At 63.4% G+C, this 23,331-nt stretch carries 24 protein-coding genes and 2 pseudogenes; 9 read left to right on the forward strand and 17 right to left on the reverse strand.

Annotated elements, in window-relative coordinates:
- Positions 1-328: 328 nt before the first annotated feature.
- Complete coding sequence (locus FJ414_RS13345) at positions 329-676, forward strand: exopolysaccharide production repressor protein (protein ID WP_226891896.1); 348 nt, start codon at positions 329-331, stop codon at positions 674-676.
- A 276-nt stretch (positions 677-952) separates the two neighbouring features.
- On the opposite strand, the pseudogene FJ414_RS13350 reads toward FJ414_RS13345, so the two are convergent.
- A pseudogene (locus FJ414_RS13350) lies at positions 953-1,354 on the reverse strand (hypothetical protein); the annotation flags it as partial.
- Between the two features lie 511 nt (positions 1,355-1,865).
- Between FJ414_RS13350 and FJ414_RS13355 the strand changes: the two are divergent.
- Positions 1,866-2,408, forward strand: coding sequence for a J domain-containing protein (locus FJ414_RS13355; RefSeq protein ID WP_140644851.1), 543 nt, complete (start codon positions 1,866-1,868; stop codon positions 2,406-2,408).
- A 652-nt stretch (positions 2,409-3,060) separates the two neighbouring features.
- Here the strand turns inward: FJ414_RS13355 and FJ414_RS31445 are convergent.
- The 4 genes from FJ414_RS31445 to FJ414_RS13380 form a co-directional block, all read right to left on the reverse strand.
- On the reverse strand, positions 3,061-3,888 hold the full coding sequence (locus FJ414_RS31445) for a hypothetical protein (protein WP_181181607.1): 828 nt from the start codon (positions 3,886-3,888) through the stop codon (positions 3,061-3,063).
- A gap of 769 nt (positions 3,889-4,657) precedes the next feature.
- The gene (locus tag FJ414_RS13370; RefSeq protein ID WP_140644853.1) at positions 4,658-5,068 is read right to left on the reverse strand and encodes a TadE/TadG family type IV pilus assembly protein; all 411 of its coding nucleotides are present in this window, start codon (positions 5,066-5,068) and stop codon (positions 4,658-4,660) included.
- Positions 5,058-5,498 (reverse strand): TadE/TadG family type IV pilus assembly protein, encoded by a 441-nt coding sequence (locus tag FJ414_RS13375; protein ID WP_140644854.1) that lies wholly within the window; start codon positions 5,496-5,498, stop codon positions 5,058-5,060. Before FJ414_RS13375 ends, FJ414_RS13370 begins: the two co-directional genes overlap by 11 nt.
- Before the next feature lie 5 nt (positions 5,499-5,503).
- A complete protein-coding gene (locus tag FJ414_RS13380; protein ID WP_140645010.1) occupies positions 5,504-6,754 on the reverse strand; it encodes a pilus assembly protein TadG-related protein in 1,251 nt (416 codons plus the stop codon).
- A 282-nt stretch (positions 6,755-7,036) separates the two neighbouring features.
- Here FJ414_RS13380 and FJ414_RS13385 point away from each other — a divergent pair, with 282 nt between their 5' ends.
- Entirely contained in the window at positions 7,037-8,254 is a 1,218-nt protein-coding gene (locus tag FJ414_RS13385) for a pilus assembly protein (RefSeq protein WP_140644855.1), read from the forward strand.
- Between the two features lie 81 nt (positions 8,255-8,335).
- Here FJ414_RS13385 and FJ414_RS13390 read toward each other — a convergent pair whose 3' ends face one another.
- Positions 8,336-8,572, reverse strand: a complete 237-nt coding sequence (locus FJ414_RS13390; protein WP_140644856.1) for a hypothetical protein — start codon at positions 8,570-8,572, stop codon at positions 8,336-8,338.
- Between the two features lie 29 nt (positions 8,573-8,601).
- Positions 8,602-8,949 carry a hypothetical protein gene (locus tag FJ414_RS13395; RefSeq protein WP_246672389.1) on the reverse strand — a complete coding sequence of 116 codons (348 nt, stop codon included), beginning with the start codon at positions 8,947-8,949 and terminating at the stop codon, positions 8,602-8,604.
- A 301-nt stretch (positions 8,950-9,250) separates the two neighbouring features.
- On the opposite strand from FJ414_RS13395, the gene FJ414_RS13400 reads away from it, so the two are divergent.
- Both FJ414_RS13400 and dinB read left to right on the forward strand, forming a co-directional pair.
- A complete protein-coding gene (locus FJ414_RS13400; protein WP_140644857.1) occupies positions 9,251-9,631 on the forward strand; it encodes a cupin domain-containing protein in 381 nt (126 codons plus the stop codon).
- Between the two features lie 275 nt (positions 9,632-9,906).
- On the forward strand, positions 9,907-11,166 hold the full coding sequence (dinB, locus tag FJ414_RS13405; RefSeq protein ID WP_140644858.1) for a DNA polymerase IV: 1,260 nt from the start codon (positions 9,907-9,909) through the stop codon (positions 11,164-11,166).
- Here the strand turns inward: dinB and FJ414_RS13410 are convergent.
- From FJ414_RS13410 to FJ414_RS13440, 7 genes and pseudogenes are all read right to left on the reverse strand, one after another.
- The gene (locus FJ414_RS13410; protein ID WP_140644859.1) at positions 11,138-12,028 is read right to left on the reverse strand and encodes an aldose 1-epimerase; all 891 of its coding nucleotides are present in this window, start codon (positions 12,026-12,028) and stop codon (positions 11,138-11,140) included. The two genes, dinB and FJ414_RS13410, sit on opposite strands and share 29 nt — an antisense overlap.
- A gap of 8 nt (positions 12,029-12,036) precedes the next feature.
- Positions 12,037-12,793, reverse strand: a pseudogene (locus tag FJ414_RS13415) (SDR family oxidoreductase).
- A gap of 10 nt (positions 12,794-12,803) precedes the next feature.
- A complete protein-coding gene (locus FJ414_RS13420; protein WP_140644860.1) occupies positions 12,804-13,535 on the reverse strand; it encodes an ATP-binding cassette domain-containing protein in 732 nt (243 codons plus the stop codon).
- Between the two features lie 3 nt (positions 13,536-13,538).
- Positions 13,539-14,516, reverse strand: coding sequence for an ABC transporter permease (locus tag FJ414_RS13425; RefSeq protein ID WP_140644861.1), 978 nt, complete (start codon positions 14,514-14,516; stop codon positions 13,539-13,541).
- A 78-nt stretch (positions 14,517-14,594) separates the two neighbouring features.
- Complete coding sequence (locus tag FJ414_RS13430; RefSeq protein ID WP_140644862.1) at positions 14,595-15,572, reverse strand: sugar ABC transporter substrate-binding protein; 978 nt, start codon at positions 15,570-15,572, stop codon at positions 14,595-14,597.
- Positions 15,573-15,595: 23 nt separating this feature from the next.
- Positions 15,596-16,798, reverse strand: coding sequence for a mandelate racemase/muconate lactonizing enzyme family protein (locus FJ414_RS13435; RefSeq protein WP_140644863.1), 1,203 nt, complete (start codon positions 16,796-16,798; stop codon positions 15,596-15,598).
- Positions 16,798-17,517 carry a FadR/GntR family transcriptional regulator gene (locus FJ414_RS13440; protein WP_140644864.1) on the reverse strand — a complete coding sequence of 240 codons (720 nt, stop codon included), beginning with the start codon at positions 17,515-17,517 and terminating at the stop codon, positions 16,798-16,800. The genes FJ414_RS13435 and FJ414_RS13440 overlap by 1 nt, the downstream gene beginning before the upstream one ends.
- A gap of 107 nt (positions 17,518-17,624) precedes the next feature.
- Between FJ414_RS13440 and FJ414_RS13445 the strand changes: the two genes are divergently transcribed.
- Together FJ414_RS13445 and FJ414_RS13450 are read left to right on the forward strand one after the other, a co-directional pair.
- A complete protein-coding gene (locus FJ414_RS13445) occupies positions 17,625-18,524 on the forward strand; it encodes an SMP-30/gluconolactonase/LRE family protein (protein WP_140644865.1) in 900 nt (299 codons plus the stop codon).
- 174 nt (positions 18,525-18,698) lie between these two features.
- Complete coding sequence (locus FJ414_RS13450) at positions 18,699-19,403, forward strand: SDR family oxidoreductase (RefSeq protein WP_140644866.1); 705 nt, start codon at positions 18,699-18,701, stop codon at positions 19,401-19,403.
- Between the two features lie 46 nt (positions 19,404-19,449).
- On the opposite strand, the gene FJ414_RS13455 is transcribed toward FJ414_RS13450, so the two are convergent.
- From FJ414_RS13455 to FJ414_RS13465, 3 genes are all read right to left on the reverse strand, one after another.
- The gene (locus FJ414_RS13455; RefSeq protein ID WP_140644867.1) at positions 19,450-19,680 is read right to left on the reverse strand and encodes a hypothetical protein; all 231 of its coding nucleotides are present in this window, start codon (positions 19,678-19,680) and stop codon (positions 19,450-19,452) included.
- 66 nt (positions 19,681-19,746) lie between these two features.
- Positions 19,747-19,986: a hypothetical protein gene (locus tag FJ414_RS13460; protein WP_140644868.1), complete on the reverse strand. Its 240-nt coding sequence runs from the start codon at positions 19,984-19,986 to the stop codon at positions 19,747-19,749.
- Between the two features lie 87 nt (positions 19,987-20,073).
- The gene (locus FJ414_RS13465; RefSeq protein WP_140644869.1) at positions 20,074-20,517 is read right to left on the reverse strand and encodes an SRPBCC family protein; all 444 of its coding nucleotides are present in this window, start codon (positions 20,515-20,517) and stop codon (positions 20,074-20,076) included.
- Positions 20,518-20,713: 196 nt separating this feature from the next.
- Between FJ414_RS13465 and FJ414_RS13470 the strand changes: the two genes are divergently transcribed.
- Positions 20,714-21,505 carry a pyrroline-5-carboxylate reductase dimerization domain-containing protein gene (locus FJ414_RS13470; RefSeq protein ID WP_140644870.1) on the forward strand — a complete coding sequence of 264 codons (792 nt, stop codon included), beginning with the start codon at positions 20,714-20,716 and terminating at the stop codon, positions 21,503-21,505.
- A 322-nt stretch (positions 21,506-21,827) separates the two neighbouring features.
- The gene (locus FJ414_RS13475) at positions 21,828-23,297 is read left to right on the forward strand and encodes a family 16 glycosylhydrolase (RefSeq protein ID WP_140644871.1); all 1,470 of its coding nucleotides are present in this window, start codon (positions 21,828-21,830) and stop codon (positions 23,295-23,297) included.
- Positions 23,298-23,331: the final 34 nt, after the last annotated feature.

Here is a 23,331-nt window from a genome sequence, read left to right on the forward strand (position 1 = left end):
CACCAACTTCTCAAAACTCTTCAATCACATAAAACAAAACCCCGCCGAAAATCGACGGGGTTAGTCAGCAGTCTGGGGCCCGCCACGCGGCGGGCCTTTTTGCGTGCAGAGACAACCGAACACACGGGCAATCGCCTGCGCGTGTTCATTAGGCATGCGTTGAATGTTGAGCCTCGGGAACGATTTGGCGCAATTCCCAGTTGTCACACCGGAAGTCCTGCGTCCCTAGTCCCTATCGGATCGGACGAAAGGGCGATGGGCCCGCCGGCAAATCGTTCAAGCTTGCGGTCCACTAGGAAAAGGTGCATGGGTCGAGATGGGTAGAGATATGGGCGAGATCGTCGACGACCGAATGTGGCCGCGGCGCTCGGATGGGCAGATGTATTTTCCGCAGTTTCTTGTGGGAATGGTGGCAACGCTTCTGGTGATCCTCGGTTGGACTTACGCCTCCACGGGATCTGTCTGGATGGCGATCGGCTGGACATTCCTGGCGGCAGTGGTTCTGCAGGCCGGCTATTTCGTGGCCGTGCTCTGGCTCGTGCATGGCGAGACCCGCGTGACCGACGAACGCAAGGCGGACGCAAGCTCGGCACCGGCCAAGATACCCGGCCCGTTCGAGCGCGACGGCATCATCCACGCTCTCATCTTGTGGCTGTTCCCGAAACTGCTGCCTTAATCGCTTTGAGCGGCGCTTTGCGGCCGGGCTGCTGACCGACCGTCTTTTCGTTTTCGAGAGGTCGTCGCACCACAATAGCCGGCGCTCCGCATTCTCCGCTCGAACGCAGGGACCGGGCTACGCCTCGGTGCTAAAGTTCCGAGGCGCCATCAAATTTGTATTGTCGCCGGCCGGCCGCCTTTCACCACGTCAATGCGGCGCAACGCAAACGGCCGGCTTGCAGCCGTCGGAACCGTGGTCCGAGCCGGCTGCAATCCTGTGGTTCGCCGAGTTAACGCGCGTGGCCGGCGAAGCCGAGCGGACCGTCTCCGAAGACGAGAAGACAACGAAGCCAAAGACCAGCACCGCAGCGGCGACGATCAGCGAGCCGATCGCCACGACCGGCTCGATCTCCGGATGGCCTGCCGCCAGCATCCAGTAGAGCGCCGGCAGCATGATCACGATGCCGACCGTATAGAGGCCGTAATGGATCATTGCGATGCGGCGCTCGGCCTTGGCCGGGTTGAGCGCATAGTAGCCGCCGAAGATGGCGCTGGTGACCCAGCCAAGAAGGTTGATGTGGGCATGCGCCGGAAAGGCACCGTGATCGCCCGAAATCGCCATCTGCAGCCCGGCGGCGATGCCCAGAATAAGAAAGACGATGGCCGTCTTGAAGAAAAGCTCCGATACCCGTGGCATTTTGTTGTCCTCCCAATGCCTCTGTAAACCCGACTCCGCGAAGTCTACATCCTGCAAGCCATATTAGCCATGGCGTACCTAAGTCAGTGGGGCTTCGGGCGAAAGCCGCGAGATGTCGACGGCTTTGCAAAAAAATGGCCCGCCTCTTTCGAGGCGAGCCAAAAAGGAGCCGGGCTTGAGGTCGGCCCCATCCAGGTTGCCACCTGAATTTCAAACGGCGCTAACGTAACAGAACCCGGAATTTATTCCACCGCTATAGCGGACTGACACGGTAAGGTTTTCCGACCTTGAACAGCGCAAGCCCTTGCCGATCGGCCATCGGAACCAAGGCACTACCAGACAGGACGTCGCCCCTTTTTCAGCCGGCGGGTGAAAGCATGGGCTTCAGCGTCCCATCCTTCTGCTAGAACCGATGGTGCAGCACGGCAAGGCGATGCGCCTTGCACGTCCGCAGCATTTGAGCAATGCTTGGCGACGGGGGTGGTTTCCGTAATTTCGGAAGCACGATTACATGTTCATTGACTACTACGAACTTCTGGAAATAAGCCCGAATGCCAATTCTGAGACCATCGAGCGGATTTTCCGCTACTTTGCCATGCGCTACCACCCCGACAATCGGGAAACAGGCAACGAAGCGCGCTTCAGCGAGATCGTGGAAGCCCACAATACGCTGCGGGACCCAGTCAAACGGGCTCAGTACGACATCCTTTACCGGGAGCATCTTGGCCTTCGTCACGAACTCACGGAAGGAGCCCGCGACGGCGGCGGCATGGAGAGGGATACCGTCATCCAGGCCAATCTGCTGTCGCTCCTCTATGTGAGGCGCCGGCGGGACGTCAACAATCCGGGCATCGGCGACGACGAGCTCGAGCGCCTGTCGGGCTGCCCTCGCGAGCACCTGGAATTCCACCTGTGGTACCTCAAGGCGAAGGGCTTCATCGGCAGGACCGAGAACGGGACATTCGCGATCACCGTGGAAGGCATCGATCACGCCGGGACCAAACAGGGCCGGGATCGCCCCGACGCCACCCGCCTGCTCGATCACGCGAGTTAGGCCGACCATCAAAAGCCCGCCGACTGGCGCCTGAACCAGTGGCGGGCTCGATGAAGGAACAGCTACATCCCTGAGGAATCGACTGTCGTCTTCTCAACTCCCCATATCTGGGCTCGGTTCGCCGGGGCGGCGGAGTCTAAGCCATGCACCATGACGGGCAAGACGAGGAGTGCAGGGTTACATTGGCGTTATATTTCGCCGAATACAAGGTGACCGAGGTCTGACGTGCCGACGCATTGGGCCGGTGCCGACCCGTCGGGGGTGATTACGAGGACGCCCCGCCAACAGCTTGTTTGAAGCAATACCCGCGTGGCTGGCGTTCGAACATCAAAAGTTGTGGCCGGCCTGTCATGCCGACGATAAGTGTATCGTAACACGACATTTTGCGAAAGCCGTCAGCGATACCCGAACATCCTCACCGCCAGGGCCGGCGCCCATGCTTTTCATCGTCCAAGAAAGCAAGCATTCGTGAAATCAGGTGGCAACCTGTAGCGGGAGCCGACACCAACAGTGCTCCGCTTTGGCTCGTCTCGACCGAGGCGAGCCATTTTCTTTCTGAAATCGCGAGTGCGCGGCCGGCGACATACCGACAAAAAAGCCGCCGGGCGGGCCCGGCGGCCTTTCGTTCACCCTCTGGTCGGTTCGCCCGGCCTTACGGTGTTGTCGTCGCCGTGGCAGCGGCTTGCGCGTCGATCTTGCCCGCCAGCGTGTCCTTGGCCCAGGCGGTGACGTCGGGGTCGACCGGCTTGTTGGCCATCTCGGCAAGGGCCGCATCCAAGGACGCGTCAGTGGGGGGCGGCGCGTTGTCAACCGCGGCCTGGGCATCGGTGACCGCCTGATTGTCGGCGGTGATTGCCGTGTTCTGGGCGTCAATCTGCCCCTGAACCTCGGCAACCTGCGCATCGAGAGCGGCCTGCTGTTCGGTCGTGAAGCCGGTCGTGTCGGTCGCGTTGAGATCGGCGAGTTGCTGAGTGAGGTCGGCGAGCTTGCTCTGGTCGGTGGTCAATTGGGCGTTCGCGGCGTCGAGCTTGGCCTGCGCGTTCTTGGCCGCCGCGGCCTGCGTCACGTAAGCTTGGACGCCGGCGAATTTCTTGCTCTTGGAATGCTCGTAGGCGCTCAGATTGCGCTTCAGCGAGTTCAACCGGCCGAGCTTGGCGTGAAGGTTCTTCTCCTTCGACGTGGCGGCCGTGGTCGTGTTGTCGGTCGAGCTGTCGTCGGACGCGCTGTCGTCCGAGGCGCTGTCGGTGCCCTTGTTGTGGCCCGGAGCCGAAGCCGACTTGCCGTGCGAGGCGCCGCTGTTGCCGTTGCCATTACCACCGGCATTGCCGCCGCCGTTTCCATTGCCGCCATTGCCATTGCCGCCGCCATTACCGCCGCCATGGCCGTTGCCGCCGCCATTGCCGCCAGCGTCGGCAAGCGCGGGGGCCGCGGCAAGCGCCAGAATGGCAAGAGATGCCAGAAGTGTCTTTCGCAATGTCATTTTGCTTCTCCGCAGATGAATCGTCGTCATGGCCCAACCGCTAGGCAGCCTCTTATGAGAATTTCCTAACGGCGTCGGATAAACTTTAAGCAATTGCGGTCGCGAAATGAGAGCATGGCCGCCGCGGCCCGGCGATCTCCATCAGATAGCGTGTTAACCCATTGAAATTTAATGAAAATACAAAGGGCCGAGCGCGCTTGGGCCGTTTGGAACAATGAGGGCCCTTGTCTCGCCAGACCATGGTCCCAAGGACATTCCCGCCCGGGCGAAACCGTGCAAACCCGGAACGTCCGCCCGGCGCGAGAACCAGTCCCGGTCGGCCAGAAATGCGCCCGGCGCGACGCGCCTAAAGCGAAGGATCCGAGGCTTGCGTGTCGCCTGCATCCTGATCCGTGGGTACCGCGGCGCCCGGCTCCTGGCGTTCACCTGAACCGGTCGGGGAAAGGACCGTCAGATCCATCCGAGCTATGCGGGACGCGGCTTTTCCTTGCGCATTCGGCTCGCTGTCATCCGTCTCGCAAACCGAGGCCTTTGCAAGGTGGCCAACGCTTTCGCCACTCTTGCCGGGAAGGCTTCCGACGACGCAGGAGGTTTGCTCGGATGATGCACCAAGCCGGTGCCGTGCTGGCTTCCAACAACAGAGGTCATGGCTGCGCTTCCGATATGGATGACAGGCAAATTTCTAGTTTAGCACTCCGGGCTGGCGCGAAACTTACGAGATTTAGAGATCGCTAATGTTCTAGCTTGATACCGGGCGGCGATCGACCTTCTAGCCGCCGACCAGCGGCACGGTCACCGAGGTGGTATAGCTGATCGGATAATCGCTGAAATAAGGAAAGCTGATGACGAAGGCGTAGCTGGCGTTGACGTGCGCCATGCGGAAGCCGCCGCTCGCCGGGTCGGTGGTGATGGTGACGTTCACGTTCTGCAGGCCCAGCGCCTGCAGTTTCTGCGTCGCGACCGCCTGTATGTCGGCCTGCGTCAGCGTGTTGTTGAGCTGCAGGGAGCGCGCGGAGGCTTCAAGCGCATAGCGTACGCTGGAGATGTTGTTCATCGACCAGCCAAAGGCGAAGATGCCGAACAGCAGCATGATGAGGAAGGGCGCAACCAGCGCGAACTCGAGACCGGCGCCACCCGAGATGTCGCCGACAAATGCTTGACGCCTTTGCTTAGCGGACACGGACCACCTGCAGATGACCGATCGACGTGTCGCGCGGGAAGACGCCGAAGATGAAAGGCGGCTTCCAGGTGCCCGACGCCTGGATCTGGACGAAGACCGAGGGCACTTTCGGCCCGCTGCAGATGGTGGTCGAGGTGACCACGGTCGTTCCGCATTTGTAGGCACGGCTCACCGCGATCGCCGCATCGTCCGGTTTGTGTTCCCAGCTCGCCAGCGCCGCGGCCTGGGTGGCGCTGTCGTCGGTGCCGCCTGCCATGACAAGGTTGGCGGCCGTCTTCACCCCGGCCCGCATCGCCAGCGAGCTGGTGACGTAGGACCAGCCGTCCAAGACGCCCAGAAGAGCGGCGCACAGCACCGGCATCACCAGCGCGAGCTCCACCGCGGCGATGCCGGCGCGGTCTCTGCCGAAGCGGATTGCCCGTAGCCGCATGGCCGCTACTCGACCACCGCAACCGACTGGGTGGCCGGGATGTCCTTCATCCCGAGGCTCGAGCAGTCCTGGTTGATGGTCGAGTTGCCCGACCACTGAATGGTGTCGGCAACAACCTGGGTGCAGCCGTTCTTACCCGAGAAATTGCCAAGGTAATTGACCTGCTGCCTGGGAAAATAGATTGCGCCGGTCAAAAGCGAAGTCGCGTTGCCGTTGAAAGTGCTTTGCGCCGCCGTCCCTGTCCGGTCGCCGTAGAACAGCACGCCGGAATAGGTGCCCGTGGTCGGGGCGGCCAGCGTCACGGTGGCGTTGCCGTTCATGCTGACGGTGTTGCTGCCGGCCATGAAGATCGTGACGTCGCTGCCTTGGATGACGGCACCCGCATTGATCTTCAAGTCGCCCTGGACGACGTAGACACCGGGGGAAAGCGTGATATTGCCGTTGAGGTTCATGCCGCTGCAGTAGGTCCCGGGCTGGATCGTTTGCGTCGTCTTGTTGCCGTTGATCTTCTGGCATGGGTTTGAGGTCGCGGGAGCCGGCAAGCTGGCGAACGGGTCGGCCGCTGGCAGGGCTTGGGTGATCGGAGACTTGCAAACCATCGTTGGCGGATTGTTCAGCACCATGCCGCCGACGGTGATCAGACAGTCGGTCTGGACAGCCGCCGAGCCCTGGATCTTGATTGCGTCGGAGGCGTTCGAATTCGCCATGTCAACGCAGCCGATTTTCTTCGCGTTGGTGTTGCCGGAGAAGAGCAACGCCTGCGAAGCCGTGAGACTGAGAGCTATGTCGCAAGCTTTGGAGGCATCGGTGATCAGTGCCACCGCCCTCGCCTGCTCCGGCACCTTGGTCTGCGTGAAGATGGAGGTGAACATGCGGTCGAGGTTCTGGTTGAGGATCACCTCGACCGCCTTCTTGGCCGTGTTCGGCCCGGACGCCGGCGGGGTGTTGACGACGATGGTGCCGCCGCCCAGCCCGTTCGAGGCGGCCGATGTCGTGGCGGCGGCGGTGATGGTGGCGGTGTCGGACCCCGCGATCTTTTCCAACGCGCCGGCATAGGCGGCCGCGTCGGCGATCGCCTGCAGCTTCAGGCTCGAATAGTACCAATAGGAGGTCTCGACGCCGAGCCCGGCGCCGCCGATGACGACCGGCAGGGTCAGCGCGAAGATGGTCGCGACATTGCCGCCCTTGCCTTCGCAAAAGCGTCGAGAGACTAGTCCAGAAAAAAGATTTCTGATGAACCGACCTGAAAAGGCCATGGCCGAGCGCACCCAAGCTATCCCAGCCGTTACGTCATCATTGTCATATGAACGAATGCCTAATTATTTCGCTCGACTTGCGCTGTTAGGACTGCATCGGGCCGCCACCCCCGCCTTGCGCCGTGCACACTAAGACTTAAGGCCCAGAAAACTCTCGGACTTAAGGTGTAACCATTAGTAAAACCATATAATTTAACACTTTCTGCATTTTATCTTTTTTGGAAATCGCCCGTAGAGACAGCGTGCCTATCACTCTCGAATATACGACGAGGGCGGACTTCCATGTTTGCACGTTTCTGGGCTTCGAGGCGCGGCAACTTCGCGGTCGCGACCGCGGTGGCCATGGTGCCGCTGATGCTTGCCCTGGTAGGGTCCATCAACTTGATCGGCACCAGCGACGACGCCGCGCAGTTGCAGAATTCGCTTGACGCGGCCGACCTTGCAATCGGTACGAAATACCAGGCGAGCATGTCGGCGAGCGACGTGCAGCAACTCGGCCAGACCTTCTTCGCGGCCAATATGAGCACCGCCGACGCGCAGGAATATGCGGGCAGCGTCGCCGCCTTCCAGGCCGGGGCCAGCGGCGATCCGAGAGCCTACTTCATTTCGGTGTCGTCGAGCATCAGCCGACCGGCCTTCGTCCCCGGCATGCCGGCCTGGCCGGCGACGCGCTCCGCCTCGGTCAAGATCAAGCCCGGCGCGCAGGCCTGTGTGCTCGCGCTCGATCAGAATGCCGACGGCGCGGTCAGCCTGCAGGGCTCCACCAATGTAGCGATGAGCGGTTGCGTGATAGCGGCCAATTCGGATGCCGCCGACGCCGTCAGCCGGGGTGGCTCGGCGATCGTCAGCGCTGGCTGCGTCTCGACGGTCGGCGGCACGCAAGGGTTGACGCCGCCCAGCGCCACCCTTTCCTGCGGCGCGCCGCAGGAAAACCAGTATGCCTCGTTCGATCCGCTGGCCGACGTCGTTCCGCCTCCCTACACGCTCTGCCTGCCCGTGCCGAACGGCAAGACGATAACGCTTTCGCCGGGTACCTACTGCGACAAGACGCTGTCGGGAAATATTACCCTCAATCCGGGCACCTACATCATGCGCAACGTCACCATAAAGCCAGGCGGCAACGGCAGCCTGAGCGGCCAGGGCGTGACGATCTTCCTGATGGAGAACTCGCAGCTCATCATCAACGCCAACGAGCAGGTGAACCTGTCGCCGCCGGCCAGCGGCCCCTACGCCGGCATCACAATCTACCAGGCGCGCGGCAACACCCAGGCGCTGACGCTGAACGGCGGATCCGGCTCGGTGGTGAGCGGTTTCATCTACGCCCCGGACGCTGCCATCACCTATGCCGGAAATTCGGACATGAACGCCGAGGGCAGTTGCCTGCGGCTGGTCGGCGACACTGTCGCAATGACGGGGAGCTCCGCCGTTAAATCGGATTGCACGGCCGAGCTTGGGAACCGCGCTATGTATGCGGGACGGATGATCACCCTGGCGAAATGAACGCCAATCTCGTCATCCCTTTGAACGCAATTCCGGACGGAAAACCGCTCGCGCCTTTCCTGGAATTGCTTCTAGGGAAGATCACAACTCGCCTATGATATCCGCGCCCGCCTGCTCGTCGAAGAGCACCGCGCAGCCGCGCTCGAGCGCGACCTGCGTCAAGGCGTTGGCCGCATCCGCATCCGACGAGACGAAATCGCCGGTCAGGACGCGAAATTCCTCGACGGCCTTCGACATCGGCACCAGGCGCCCGGCAGACAGGTCGCTCGCACATGCGTCGATGACGCACAAAAGATCGATGAGTTCGAAATTATGCATGGCGGCCTCCGCCTGCGCCATCCCTTCGCTCAATCAACGGTACGAGGCGCGGACTGGTTCCCTCGCCTGCGTTCGGCGGATGGCCTGACTGGCGCAAGCTTGAGATCGAAGCGAGCAGGCAGGCATGGCTCGGCACAGGCCTTGCGCACCGATCTGGTGGCCATCGTGTCGATCGGAAGAAGGACCACCATCTGGGCATGGCGTTGTGGCCAGAGCGGCCTTCCGAAGAGGAGGAAGACGCCGCCGATCAATCCCGCCAAAAGCAGCGCGGCAAACAGGTTCGCGATCACGTTGCCGGGTTGCACGGCCAGCAACTCCAAGAGAGTTTCCAGGGCGAAAGGAATGCCCGCCATATCGCAGGAATGGCGGGCACCCATCGTCAACCGCCGATGAAGGGACTTTGTCCGGCGGCTTGCTAGCCAATGAAATGGGGCCGTTGTTGTTTCCCGGAAATCGGCACCTCGGGCCTCTGCGTTCGGCGGGTGAGACTTCGGTCGGAGCATGGCCCCGGACCGTCGCCCGAGGGCTTGGCATATCCGTCTTCCACGACGACGCGCCAAGCGCCCGGCCGAGCTCGCTCCGATTACATTAGCAATAACTCATAATAAGGCTTATAAATAACGTCGCGGTCGCCGACGATCGCAACGTCAGGCGCCGCTTCACGCATGGAGGGATACCATGGCCGAAGCTGCAATGCAGGTTACAAAACTCGAATCCAAATCGCACAACACTCCCGACGAGGTCCGCGCGCCCGCCAAGACGCGCGTCGAAATCGTCCGGCTGCCGGGCTATTCCCTGGCGCGAATGAACATGCAGCCGGGCTGGAAATGGTCCGAATGCGTCAAGCCGGTGGTCAAGACCGACAGCTGCCAGGTCTCGCATGTCGGCTACGTCGTGTCCGGATCGATCACCGTGCGCATGACCGATGGCACGCAAAAGACCTTCGAGGCCGGCACGTCCTATACCATCCCGCCGGGCCATGACGCCTGGGTGGAAGGCAATCAGCCCTTCCAGTGCATCGAGGTGCTGAGCGCCGAGCAATACGCCAAACCAGCATAGGCCGGATCCAGCCGATGGGCGGCTATGAAGCTGCACCAGCCAAGCTGCGGGATCAAGGCGACGTCACCTTGATCCCGTTCGCAGGTGCGATCGCCGCCTCATTCGAATGAATGAGGCAGGCTCATTCATTTGTATGAAGACACAGAAAGCAGGCTCATAGGGGCCTTGACACTAGACTGCTTTTGTTCTCTTTATGTTCCCTAAATCAGCCTTTTCCAACAGAGAAATCTAATACTGCACCGCGGCAAAGCGGGCGCTGCAGACGGGAGCGCAGGATGCTCGCTAAGGACGCCGCTGCCGCCACCATCCTGCATGCCGATCTCGATGCCTTCTACGCCTCCGTCGAGCAATTGCTCGATCCGTCATTGCGCGGCAAGCCGATCGCCGTCGGCGGCGGCGTGGTGCTGGCGGCTTCCTATGAGGCCAAGGTCTTCGGCGTGCGCGGCGGCATGTCCGGCCGCAAGGCGCGCGAGCTCTGCCCGCGGCTCATTTTCGTCGGCGGCCATTTTTCCGAGTACCAGCGTCTCGGCGATGCGGCGATCAAGGTGCTCGACGATTTCACGCCGGTGGTCGAACGCATCTCGATCGACGAGGCCTTTGCCGATGTCGCCGGCTGCACGCATCTGTTTGGCCCTCCGCAAGAGATCGCGCGAAAAATCCGCGCGCGGGTGAAGATCGAGCTCGGCCTGCCGATCTCGATCGGCGTGGCGCGGACAAAACATCTCGCCAAGATCGCCTCGCAGGTCGCCAAGCCAGACGGATTGGTGGTGGTCGAGCCCGGCACCGAGCTCGCCTTCCTGCACGATTTGCCCGTCACGCTGATGTGGGGCGTCGGCCCCGCGACCAAGGCCAGGCTCGCGGAAATCGGCGTCGAGACGATCGGGCAATTAGCGCGCACGCATAGCGGGGCGCTGGAGCGGCTGATCGGCCATGCCGCCGGCCAGAAGCTTGCCGCGCTTGCCTGGAACCGCGACCCGCGCAAGCTCGAGACGCATCGGCGCGCGCATTCGGCCGGCGCGCAATCGGCGCTGGGCAGGAAGCCGGCGCTGCCGCGCGTCTTCGTGCCGACGCTGCTCCATCTGGCCGACCGTGTCGCCAGCCGCTTGCGCGCCAAGGACCGGCCCGGGCGCGCGGTCACGGTGCGCGTGCGCTTCGCCGACATGCGCGCGGTGAGCCGCTCGATTACGCTCGAGCAGCCGATCCAGGCGACCGCGATGCTGGCCGAGATCGCCGAAGAGCTGGTGCGCGGCGTGCTGGCCGCCCATCCGGGCGAGCGCGACATCTCGCTGCTCGCCATCTCTGTCTCGCATCTGGAGGAGCATGCCGAGCTGCAGCTCGAATTGCCGCTCGGCCTGGCGGACGAGAAGCTCAGGCCCGGCAGCCGAAAAGGTCTCGCGCGCTTCGGCGCAGACCGCGCCATCGACAAGATCCGGCAGCGCTTCGGCAAGGAGGCCGTCGGCTACGGGACGGTGGCGCTGGAAGGCGCGCGCTCGGTGCCGGACGGGTTCAGGGAACTGGCGGAGAAGGAGTTGTAAAGGGGCCTGCGCCCACCTCCACCCAATCCATCCGCATCGTCACACTCATCGTCGCCCCATCATCGAGCACCGTCAGCCCCTGGCCATGATGCGCATCGACCGGGTGCGACACCGGCTCGAAGCAGAAGAAGCCGGCATCATGCGACGGGGAATAGAGGATGAACACGCCCAGTTCGGGCGAGGCTGCCAGCTCAAGCACAATCCCCTGCGCCGGCTGGACGATGGTAGCGCGACGATCCCAGCCGACAAAGGCGTTGTTTACCCAACCCGCCGGCAAAAGCGAGAGCCGCGAGAAATCCCACCACGGATGCTCAGCAAGCGGCGCGACGCCCGTTGGCAAATGGCGCTCATCCTCCAGCCAAACCCGCCCTGCCTTCGCCTTCAGCGTGGTCCTGGCGCCGCGTGGAAACCAGGGATGGAAACCGAGGCCATAGGGCAAGCGCATGCCGGCACTGTTCTCCACCGTAAGGTGGGCCTCGAGAGCGCCGTCGTGTAGCGAGTACACAACGGAGGCCGCGTAGCGGTAAGGACCGATCGCGCCGTCATCGAGCATCAGCTCGGCCTCGGTGTCGATATGGCGGGCAAGCCGCCAGGGCTTCTGGAAACCGTCGCCGTGGATCGGAAAGGCTTCGCCGGGCACATTCGGCCCGATGGCATGGAAGCGGCCGTCGAAGGTGAAGCCGCCGCCGGAGATGCGGTTCGACCACGGCACGAGGAGTTGGCAACCGGACGCGCCGGCGCCGTCCCCTGCCCGCAAAAGCGGAACCCGCGCACTGCCGACAAGCGCATCATAACGGGCGATCGCGCCACCCTTGTCGGGCGCGAGCACGAGCCGCGCGCGGCCATCGCGAAGCTCAACCATGCCAGCCCTCACCAGCCGCCGTCGACGGCGATGTTCTGGCCGCTGATCATGTCGGAGGCAGGCGAGACGAGGAACAGCACGAGATCGGCGACGTTGCCCGGCTCGATGCGCTTCTTCAGGCTCTGGTTCGCGAGAATCCAGTCATTGTATTCCTTCAGCCGATCGCCGAAGACGCGCTCTTCCGCCTCCGAGACCACCGCGCCCGGCGATACGGCGTTCACCCTGATGCCATGCGGCCCAAGCTCGCGCGCCAGCGATTTGGTGAGGCCGAGCATGGCGCCTTTCGACGCGACATAGGGGCACGTAGCCGTCCCAGCGGCCGTTGAGCGTGATCGAGCAGAAGTTGACGATCTTGCCGTGACCCTTGGCCTTCATGCCTGGAGCGCAGGCCCGCGCCAGCGCGAAGGCGGCCGAAGAGTTGACGCGGATCTGGTCCTCATACTCGGCGAGCGAGAATTCCTCGAACGGCCGGTTGATGATCAGCGCCGCGTTGTTGATCAGGATGTCGATGCCGCCTTCCTTCGCCGCAAGCGCGGCAACCGCCGCTTCCGCCTCGGCCAGCCGGTTGAGATCGCAGCCTATGAAGGCAATGTCGCCTGCGGCCTCGCCGGCCAACCCGGCGACTATCTCCGCCGCGCCCGTGGCATCAGGGCGGTCGAGCAACAGCACGCGCGCGCCGGCTCGCGCCAGTGCCACCGCCTGGGCCCGGCCGAGCGAGCCCAGCCCGCCCGTCAGAAGCACCTTACGACCAACGAGCGCCTTCATCGCCTATTCCTCACAGCACGGAATGGACTTCGTCGATCGAGGTATCCTCGATACGCTTGTCCAGCACCACCTCGCCGCGCGCCATAGCCACGATGCGGTCGCAGCAGTCGAAGACGTGATGCATGTTGTGGCTGATGAAGACGCCCGTCACCCCCTGCTCCTTCAGGCCGCGCACGAAGCCGATCACCTTGTTTGTCTCCTTGACCGAGAGATGGTTGGTCGGCTCGTCGAGGATCATCACCTTCGACTTGAAATGCATGGCGCGCGCGATGGCGACGCCCTGGCGCTGGCCGCCGGAGAGCTCACCGACCAGCGCCTCCGGCGAGCGCAAATGCAGATCGACATTGGCGATGGCGCGGATGCTTTCCTCTGCCATCTTCTTCTGGTCGAGGATGCCGACGCCGAGGATCGAGAAGCGGGTCGGCTCGCGGCCGATGAACAGGTTCCTGGCGATCGACATGGTGGGGACCATGGAGTTGTACTGGTAGATGGTCTCGATGCCGAGATCCATGGCGTCGCGCGGCGTGGCGATGCTGACCGCCCTGCCCTCGACCTGGATTTCGCCCTGGTCGGCGCGGTGGACGCCGGACAGGATGTTGATCAGCGTGGACTTGCCGGCGCCGTTGTCGCCGACAAGGCCGAGCGCCTCGCCGCGCTTGAAGTCGAGCGAGACGCCCTTCAGCGCATGCACGCCGGAATACCATTTGTGCAGGTCGCGCACCGAGATGATCGCGTCGCCCACGGCTCAGCCCTCCATCTTGATCGCCTTGGCGCGTTTTCGCATCCAGGCATTGGCGACGACGGCGAAGATGGTGAGGAAGCCGATGGCGAACTTGAACCAGTTGGCGTCGACGTGGCTGAGCACAAGCCCGTTGTCGATGACGCGGATCAGCGTCGTGCCGATGATGCCGCCCATCACGGTGCCGATGCCGCCGGTGAGCGAGGCGCCGCCGATGACCGCGGCGGCAACCGCCTGCAGCTCCATCCCCTCGCCGATCGAGGGCAACGGCGAGCCCAGCCGCAGCACCTGCAGCATGCCGGCGAAGCCGGAAAGCACCGAGCACAGCATGAAGCAGACGATCTTGACCCTGGCGGTCGGGATGCCCATCGAGGCGGCGGCCGGCAGGAAGCCGCCGGTGGCCTTGATCCAGTTGCCGAAATTGGTGCGCGACAGCATCAGCGAGGTCAGCACCGCGACCGCAACGAACCACAGGAAGGACATGCGGAACATGTTGCCCGGCCCGACGAAGGAGGTGAACAGCCAGTTGGGCAGGTCGGCGGGTAAGAGCGGCGGGAAACCGCCCGAGACCACGACTGTCAGCGAGCGCGCCATGAACAGCATGCCGAGCGTGGTGATGAAGCTGGGGATGGCGAAGCGGATGGCGATGTAGCCGTTGATGAAGCCGATCGCCGCCGCGACCGCCAGTCCGGCGAGCAGCGCCAGCGGGAACGGCCAGCCATGCACCATCAGCACCGCCATCGACATCGGCATCAGCGCGAACACCGACCCGACCGAGAGGTCGAACTCGCCGCTGATCATCAGGATGGTGACGCCGATGGCGACGAGGCCGGCCTCCGGCAGGATGCCGAGGATGCCGCGCAGATTGTCGGCGTTCAGGAACACGCCGTGCGAGCGCACCTGGAACAGGACGATGAGCAGCACCAGAAGGATCAGCCCGGCCAGCTCCGGTTTTTCGAGATAGGTCTTGAACAGGCGCTTCAACGAAAGGCTCCGGGGTTCGGGATTAAGACGCATCGGCGACGGCTGGCGCCGCCGATGCGGGTCTCGCTGTTGGAGAGCTTATCTCAGTCCCTGGGCGGACAGCGCCATGATGCTGTCGGCTTCCTTCGGCCGCACGATGCCCTGGCCGGTGTCGATATCCGACGGAGCAAGGCCTATCTTCTTGTTCAGATAGGCCTCCATCACCGGCATGAAGCCCTGCATGTAGGGCTGCTGGTCGACCAGCGCCTGGACATAGCCCTTCTGCATCTGCTGCAGCACTTCCGGAACGAGGTCGAAGCCGCCGAGCAGCACCTTGCCGGGCGCCACGCCGCGATCGGCCAGCACGCGCGCCACGCCGGCGCACCAGAAGCCGGTGTCGAAATAGGCCGTGGTGTCGGGATGGGCGTTCAGATAGGCGCCGACGCGGTCGGAGGTGATGGCGAGATCGGTGCCGCTGTCAATGCGCTCCCACGACACGTCACGGTCTTTATGCGCGGCCTTGTACTCATCGAGGAACTGCATGATGCCGGCGCCGCGGCTTTCCGACCAGTTCTGGCCGGGCGCCGAAATGCCGACCAGCACCTTGATCGGGCCGTCCTTCGGGAAGCTCTCGGAAATCGCCTTGGCGAGCGAATAGCCGGCCGGCTTGAAACCCTGGCCGACGAAGGCCTGCCGGGCGTTGCCCTTGGCGCCCTCGGTGTCGTCGACATTGACGGCGATCACCAGCACGCCCGCGTCGCGCGCCTCCTTGATGACGTCGTCCAAGGCGTGGTCGTCGACGATGGAGGTCAAAAGCGCGTCGGGCTTGGCGGCAAGCGCGGCGCGCATGTTCGCGACCTGCTGCTCAACCGAGCCCTCGGTCTGGGTGAAGACCATGTTGCAGTTCGCCTCGACCTTGGCGCAGGCATCGTCGAAGCCTTTCTTCACCGCCTGCCAGAACGTGTTCGAGGCCGACGAATGATGGGTGAAGACGATGTTGAGCCCGTCGGCACGGGCCACGGTTTGGCCACCGATCAGGGCGACGCCGAGCAATAGCATTGCGGTGAGTTTCTTCATGTCTGTTCCTCCCTTTGGATTTTTCAAATGCTTGCCCCGTCGCTGACGCGGCGATGGACGGTGTAGGCGCGGCCGAGGTCCGGACTGAGCGCCAGCCCCAGCCCCGGCCCGGGCGGCACGGTGATCATGCCGTCCTTCACTTCCGGCAGCGCGGTGACCAGATCACGGTACCAGGTGCGGTAGAAAGCGCGCACGCTTTCCTGGACGAGCGCATTGGGCGCGTTGAGCGAAAGATGCGTCGAGGCGGCGAGCACGACTGGACCGGTGCAGTCATGCGGCGCCACCGGCAGCCGCCAAGCCTCGGCCATCGAGGCGATCTTGCGCGCTTCCGACAGGCCGCCGCACCAGGAGATGTCGAGCATGACGATGCCGGCCGCTCCCGTCTCCAACAGGTCGCGAAAAGCCCAGCGGCTGCCCAGCGTCTCCGAGGCCGAGATCGGCGCCGGGCTTGCCGCGGCGTAGCGCCTGAGGTCGCCGAGGCTGTCCATGCGGATCGGATCCTCGTGCCAGTAGGTGGCGTAGGGTTTCAGCGCTTCCGCGATCCTGATGGCCGGCAGGAGCTGCCACATGGAGTGGAACTCGACCATGATGTCCATCTTGTCGCCGACGGCTTTGCGAATCTTTTCAAACGGTTCCAGTGCCGCCTTCAGGTCGGCGGCGGAAATGTCGTTGCCACGCGTCTTTTCCGCGGCGTGGTCGAACGGCCATATCTTCATGGCGGTGATGCCGTCCTCCAGCAGTTCCCCGGCCAGGTCGCCGGCGCGGGTGAGGAAGGCGTTGAGGTCGTCATAGTCGCGCCCGGCGCCGATGCCGTAATTGGCCGTCGTCTGGCCCTTGGCGTCCTTGATGTATTCGGTGCCGGCGCAGGTGTTGTAGGTGCGGATCGAACGGCGGCTGAAGCCGCCGAGCAGTTGCGCGACCGGCTGGCCGGTGGCTTTGCCGAAAATATCCCACAGCGCGATGTCGAAGGCCGAGTTGCCGCGCACTTCGGCGCCGCTGGAGCGGAAGCCGAGATAGCCGACGAGGTCGGCGGCCAGGAGGTCGATCTGCAGCGGGTCGCGGCCAATCACCCGCGGCGCAACATATTCGTGCAGATATTCCTCGACGGTGCGCGACAGGAAGAAGGTCTCGCCGAGCCCGATGATGCCCTCGTCGGTATGAACCTCGACCCAGAGCAAATTGGGCCGCTCCTCGATGCGGACGGTTTCGATGGCGCGGATCTTCATCAGGCAATCCCCGCGTCGAGCAGCGCCTTGACGCTCTTGTCGAAATGCTCGGCCATGTGCTCGGCCGCCAGCCGTGGATCGCCCTTGAGGATGGCGTCGGCGATGTCCTCATGGCCCTTGATCATCTTGAGCTGGGCCTCGCCGGACGAGCGGGTCCGCCAGCCGATCACCCAGGTGCGGCGCGTGACACCGCTGAAGGCGGTGACGATCAGCGAAAAGACCGGGTTGTGCGAGGCCGCCGCGATCGCCTCGTGGAAGGCGATGTCATGTTCCATGACGGCCTCCGGGTTCGTGAAATTCTCGCGCATCAGCCGGGCCGACCGGGCGATCGCCTCGGCCTCCTGGTCGGTACGGCGCAGTGCGGCAAGCGCAACCGTGCGCATCTCGATGGTGCGCCTGACGTCATAGACCTGCTGGACGCTTATCTGCTGGGTGGTGATGCCGTGCTCGATGACCATCGACATGGCGCCGGTATCGAGCTTGGCGACGGTGGCGCGGCGCCCGGCGCTCATGTCGATCAGGCGCATCGCCGACAGCGAGCGGAAGGCCTCGCGCACGACGGTGCGGGAGACGTTGAGCTGGCGCGTCATGGCGGCTTCGCTGGGCAGCGGATCGCCCGGCGCCAGGCCTTGCGAGCGGATGTGCTGGGAGATCGCCTGGATCGCCGTGCTGACCAGTCCGGGATTCGGTTCGCCCGGTGGATCTGTCTGCTCCTGCATGCCGCTCCCTCAAAACCTGTATGACAGGTTGTTATTCAATTGCTCATATTTCATGCAAAAGCTATATGTCAAGCCGATTTCTGGAACCCTGCCCCTGGAGAAGCCTCATGCACGAAACGGAAGCCGGCCTGATCTTCGACGCGCGCGACGTGGTCGGCGAGAGCCTGGTGTGGGATGACCGCTGCGGCAGGCTGGTCTGGGTCGATATCATCGGCCGCCGGATCCATCGGCTGAACCCGTCGACCGGAGCGCATGAGAACTGGCCGACGGACGACCTCGTCACCTCGGTCGGCCTGCGCGCCGATGGCGGCGCCGTCGTCGGGTTGCGCAAGGCGATTGCGCTGTGGGATTTCGGCGGGCCGTTCCGGACGCTCGCGACGATCGAGGCCGACCGGCCGGGCACAAGGCTGAACGAAGGCGTGGTGGCGCCGGACGGCTCGTTCTGGGTCGGCACGATGGCCAACAATATCGGACCTGACGACGCGCCCTTGGCCATCGCAAGCGACGAGGGCCGGCTCTACCGGGTCGGTTCCAACGGCAAGGCGGCGTCGCTCAGCGAGGACCGCTTCGGCATCACCAACACCATGGCGTGGCTGCCGGACGGCCGCTTCGTCACCGCCGACACGACGAAGAACGCGCTCTACAGCTATGAGTGGGATGAGAAGGCCGGCCGGCTCGGCGAACCCCTGCCCTTCTTCACCGGTTTCGAGCGCGGCCTGCCGGACGGCTCCTGTCTCGATGCCGAGGGTTATGTATGGAACTGCCGGGTGGTGGGCGGGAGCTGCCTCGCCCGCATCGCGCCCGACGGCAGGCTGGACCGGATCGTCGAACTGCCCTGCAGCTGGCCGACGAGCTGCGCCTTCGGCGGCGCGGGTCTCGACACGCTGTTCGTGACCTCAGCGCGCTTCACGATGAGCGCGGAGCATCTTGTCGCCAATCCCTCGGAGGGCGGCCTGTTCGCGCTCAAGCCCGGCGTGCGCGGCGTTGCGGCCAACCGCTTCGGATAATCTCGCATCGGCCGGCGCGTGGCCGTCGAAGATGGCGATGAGCGCCTTTGGGGTGTGAGCCAGCGCGCGAACCGCCAATCGCGGACGCCTTGGCGCAATCCAATCCGGTTCATCCCCCGCGCTCCGCATGCTAACAGGATCGCTTTCAACCTAACACCCGGGATGGACAGCGACATGGCAGTAGAAAAAGTAGCTCTGGTGACGGCGGGGGGCAGCGGCATGGGGGCTGCCGCGGCCAAGCGGCTGGCGGCGGACGGTTTCAAGGTCGGCGTGCTCTCCTCCTCCGGCAAGGGCGAGGCGCTGGGCAAGGAACTCGGCGGCTTCGGCGTCACCGGCTCCAACCAGTCGAACGAAGACCTGAAGCGCCTTGCCGACGGCGCGCTGGAACGCTGGGGCCGCATCGACGTGCTGGTCAACAGCGCCGGCCACGGGCCGCGCGCGGAGATCATCGAGATCAGCGACGAGGACTGGCACAAGGGCATCGACACTTATTTCCTCAACGCCGTGCGCCCGACCCGGCTGGTGACGCCGGTGATGCAGAAGCAGAAGTCAGGCGTCATCATCAACATCTCGACCGCCTGGACATTCGAACCGAGCGCGATGTTTCCGACCTCGGCCGTGGCGCGCGCCGGGCTTGCCGTCTACACCAAGATCTTCGCCGACACCTATGCCGCCGACAACATCCGCATGAACAATGTGCTGCCCGGCTGGATCGACAGCCTGCCGACGACCAATGAGCGTCGCGACAGCGTGCCGATGAAGCGCTACGGCACGTCGGAAGAGATCGCCGCGACGATCTCGTTCCTGGCTTCCGATGGGGCCGCCTACATCACCGGGCAGAACATCCGCGTCGACGGCGGCATCACAAGGGCGCTGTAAGTCACGCCGCAGCGGACGGCGCCCGGTATTATTGCCGGGCGCAACGTCATTTGCGACGGCGAAGGTGCAGCAGCCAGAGAAAGCCCAACAAGGCAACGACAGCGGCGACATTGCCGAAAACGTTGCTCCAAAAACGCGCCGGGTCGTCTACACACGAAATCCAGCTGAGCCTGCCCCGGATTTCGCCGGTCTTGAGGCCGTAGGCAAGGTTATAGATGGCGAAGGCGGCGAGTGCCGCCACCAGGACAAAGACGGCGTCGTGCTTGTTGCGGTCCATGGAGCACGTTTAGCCGCGCCCGATGAAATTTTGCTTATCGTCGTGTGAAAGGTATGTCGCCTCGGATCATCCGAGCTTACGGGATTTTAGCACGCACAGAACGCACAGGAAGGCTATCGACGCCACCAGGACAATCGAATTGCCGACCACGATGTTCCAGAATCGAGTCGGATCGTCCGCGAGGGCGACCCAATGCAACTTGCCGCGGACTTCGCCTGTCCTTATGCCGCAGGCGATGTTGTAGATCGCGATGGCGGCGAGCGCGGCCATCAGGACAAACAGGTCGTTGTTCTTGTTGCGATCCATGGAAGCGGCTTTTAACAGCGCTTGGTGAAATTTTACTTACCTTGGGTAAGGCGGCGGCCGTTGCACCGGCCGCCGCCCACCACAACTTTACTGGTTGATCTCGGGCTCGACGAGCTTGGCCAGGTTGCGCAGCGATTCCTGCCAGCCGAGATAGCAGGCCTCGGCGGGGATGGCGTCCGGGATGCCGGCCTGGGTGATGTTGATCTCGGTGCCGACCGACACTTTCTTCAAGGTCACGGTCACTTCGATCCGGCCCGGCAGGTTGGGATCGTCGAAGCGGTCGGTGTAGCGCAGGCGCTCGCCCGGAACGAGCTCGACGAATTCGCCGCCGAAGGCGTGGCTGTCGCCGGTCGTGAAGTTGCGGAAGGACATCTTGTAGGTGCCGCCGACCTTGCCCTCGAACTGGTGCACCGTGCAGGTGAAGCCGTTCGGCGGCAGCCACTTGGCCAGCGCATCGGCCTCGATGAATGCGCGGTAGACTTTTTCCGGCTTGGTCGCCAGGACGCGATGCAGGTGGATTGTGCTCGGCATATCTCGGTATCCTTGCTTTGTTGATCGATGCCCCAAGGACGGGCGGCCCCCCAGCCGATCCGACAGAGGCCGTCAAATTTTTTGACTAGAGCATGGTGCCGAAAGTGTGAGGCGGTTTTTCGGATGACATCATGCTCTATCTTTTTGATCCAGAGTCGGGCGGCTACCGTGCGCCTTCCACTGAAGGGGAGCAGACATGAACGCTTCGATCAGACTCGGCATCGTCGGCGGCGTGGGCTGGCTGGGCGGCGCCATCGCGGATGCTGCGCTTCAGGCCGGCATCGTTCGCGCACAGGACCTTGCCCTCTCCTACCGGAGCGCCAAGCCGGATCGTTTTGCCGGCGCGTTCTGGACCGACGACAACCAGGCGCTCGCCGACCGCTGCGACATCATCATGCTTTCGGTACGGCCGCAGGACTGGCCCTCGCTCGCCATCGACGCCAAGGGCAAACTGGTGATTTCGGTGATGGCCGGCATCCGCCTTGCCGAGATCGGCGCGAAGCATGGCACGCGCCGGGTAGTGCGCACATTGCCCAACGCCGCGGCCGAGGTCGCGAAATCCTACACGCCCTGGATCGCCAGCAGCGATGCCACCAGCGAGGACCGCGCCATCGTGCGCGCGATCTTTTGCGCCTGCGGCAGCCAGGACGAGGTCGGCAGCGAGCGCGACATCGATTATCTCACCGGCCTGACCGGATCCGGTCCGGCCTTCCCTGCCCTTTTGGCCGACGCCATGATGCGCCACGCCGTCGCGTTTGGCCTGAAGCCCGAAGTCGCGCAGCGCGCCGTCAACACGGTGCTGACCGGCGCCGGCCGGCTGCTCGAGATGAAGGACGCCGCGCCCGCCGACACGGTGGAAGCCTTTCTCGGCTATCGCGGCACGACCGCCGCCGCGATCGAGACGATGCGCGAAGCCGGCTTCGACGAGGCGGTCGCCAAGGGGCTCGAGGCGGCGTTCAGGAAGTCGATTGCGATGGGCGAAACGTGAGCGGACGCTCCAATCCTAAAGGCCAAGACTCGATCGGCCACCACCTGTGGCTCCGCTGCGACAAACGCATCCATTCGCGGCTGTCTGCACAATCTTTTGGCAGAAAATCTTGCAAAATTAAGTAAATTGAGAATAACTCACGCCATGATTGTATTAGATACCACTTATTCTATCTTCACAAAATATCGATAAAAATACTGGCAATTTTCTCTGTACTAATTGCTTGTTTTCGGGAACCATAGTCCACGTTGCAAATTGGTTCGAAGTGGTCGTTTGAACCTGCAATGAACCTCCGGGCGGGGCAGCGCGGAAGGATTCTCCGATGAGCTTCGTCGTCAACGCGGTAGGCGTTCCTCTTTACTATAGCGGCGCTTCCAACCATTGGCTTTCGGCGGCCTCGTCCGGACCTGCCTTGTATGGCACCTCCGGCAACGACTCCATCTGGGGCGCCAGCGGTGTCAACGTCACCATGTATGGCGGCTCCGGCGACGACATCTATTACCTCTATTCGGCGAGCAACAAGGTGTTCGAGAACCCTGGGCAGGGCGTCGACACGATCAACACATGGATGAGCTACACGCTGCCGGACAATGTCGAAAACCTCGTCGTCACCAACGCCCACAACTACGCCTTCGGCAATGCGCTGGACAACATCATCACCGCCACGGCGGGCGGCCAGACCCTGGACGGCGGCGCGGGCAATGATGTCCTGATCGATGGCGGCGGCGGCGCCGACACTTTCATCATCGCGAAGGGCAACGGGAGCGACTCGATCGTCAATTTCGCGTCGAACGATACCGTGCGCCTCGATGGCTACGGATTCACGTCGTTCGCCGCCATCCACGAGAACCTGATCCAGGCGGGACCCAATGTGATGCTGAATCTCGGATCGGGCGAGATTCTCGAATTCAAGAACATGACGATCGACAAGCTGCAGCCCAACCAGTTCGAGCTGCCGATCGACAAGTCCGGCATGACGCTGTCCTTCAGCGACGAGTTCAACACGCTGAACCTTCACAACAGCCAGGGCGGCACCTGGGACACCAACTTCTGGTGGGGCGCGGCGAACGGCAGCACGCTCACCCGCAATGGCGAACTGCAATGGTACATCGACGCCAATTACGGCCCGACCAGCTCGGTGCATCCGTTCAGCGTGCAGAACGGCGTGCTCTCCATCACCGCCGCGCAGGCGCCGGCCGACATCAAGCCGTTGATCAACAATTACGAATACACCTCCGGCATCCTGACCACGCATGACTCGTTCTCGCAGACCTATGGCTATTTCGAAATGAAGGCCGACCTGCCGGAAAATGCCGGCGCCTGGCCAGCCTTCTGGCTGCTGCCGGAGGACGGCTCCTGGCCGCCGGAGCTCGACGTGATCGAAAAGTATGGCCAGAACCCGAATTCGCTGCTGATGACCGCGCATACCAACCAGACGGGCCAGCACACGACTGTCGGATCCACGGTGAACGCCATGGACACCGCCGGTTTCCACACCTATGGCCTGCTGTGGACGCCGGACAAGCTGGTCTGGACCTATGACGGCGTGCAGGTCGCCGAAGCGGCGACGCCGTCGGACATGAACAAGCCGATGTACATGCTGGTCGACCTTGCGATCGGCGGCCAGGCCGGCGCGCCGCCGGACCATCTCGCCACACCGGCCGAGATGAAGATCGACTATATCAGGGCCTATACGCTGAACGACTTGCCAAGCCAGGCGGCGGCGCTGACCAGCCACACCGCAAGCAGCACGCAGCAGCATCTCGGCACGGCAAGCGAGCATTCGGCCTGATTCGGACGTTAGGCGACTGCCCGTGATCCGGGTT

Origin of the sequence: Mesorhizobium sp. B3-1-6 (assembly GCF_006439555.1) — a bacterium.
Taxonomy (GTDB): Bacteria; Pseudomonadota; Alphaproteobacteria; order Rhizobiales; family Rhizobiaceae; genus Mesorhizobium.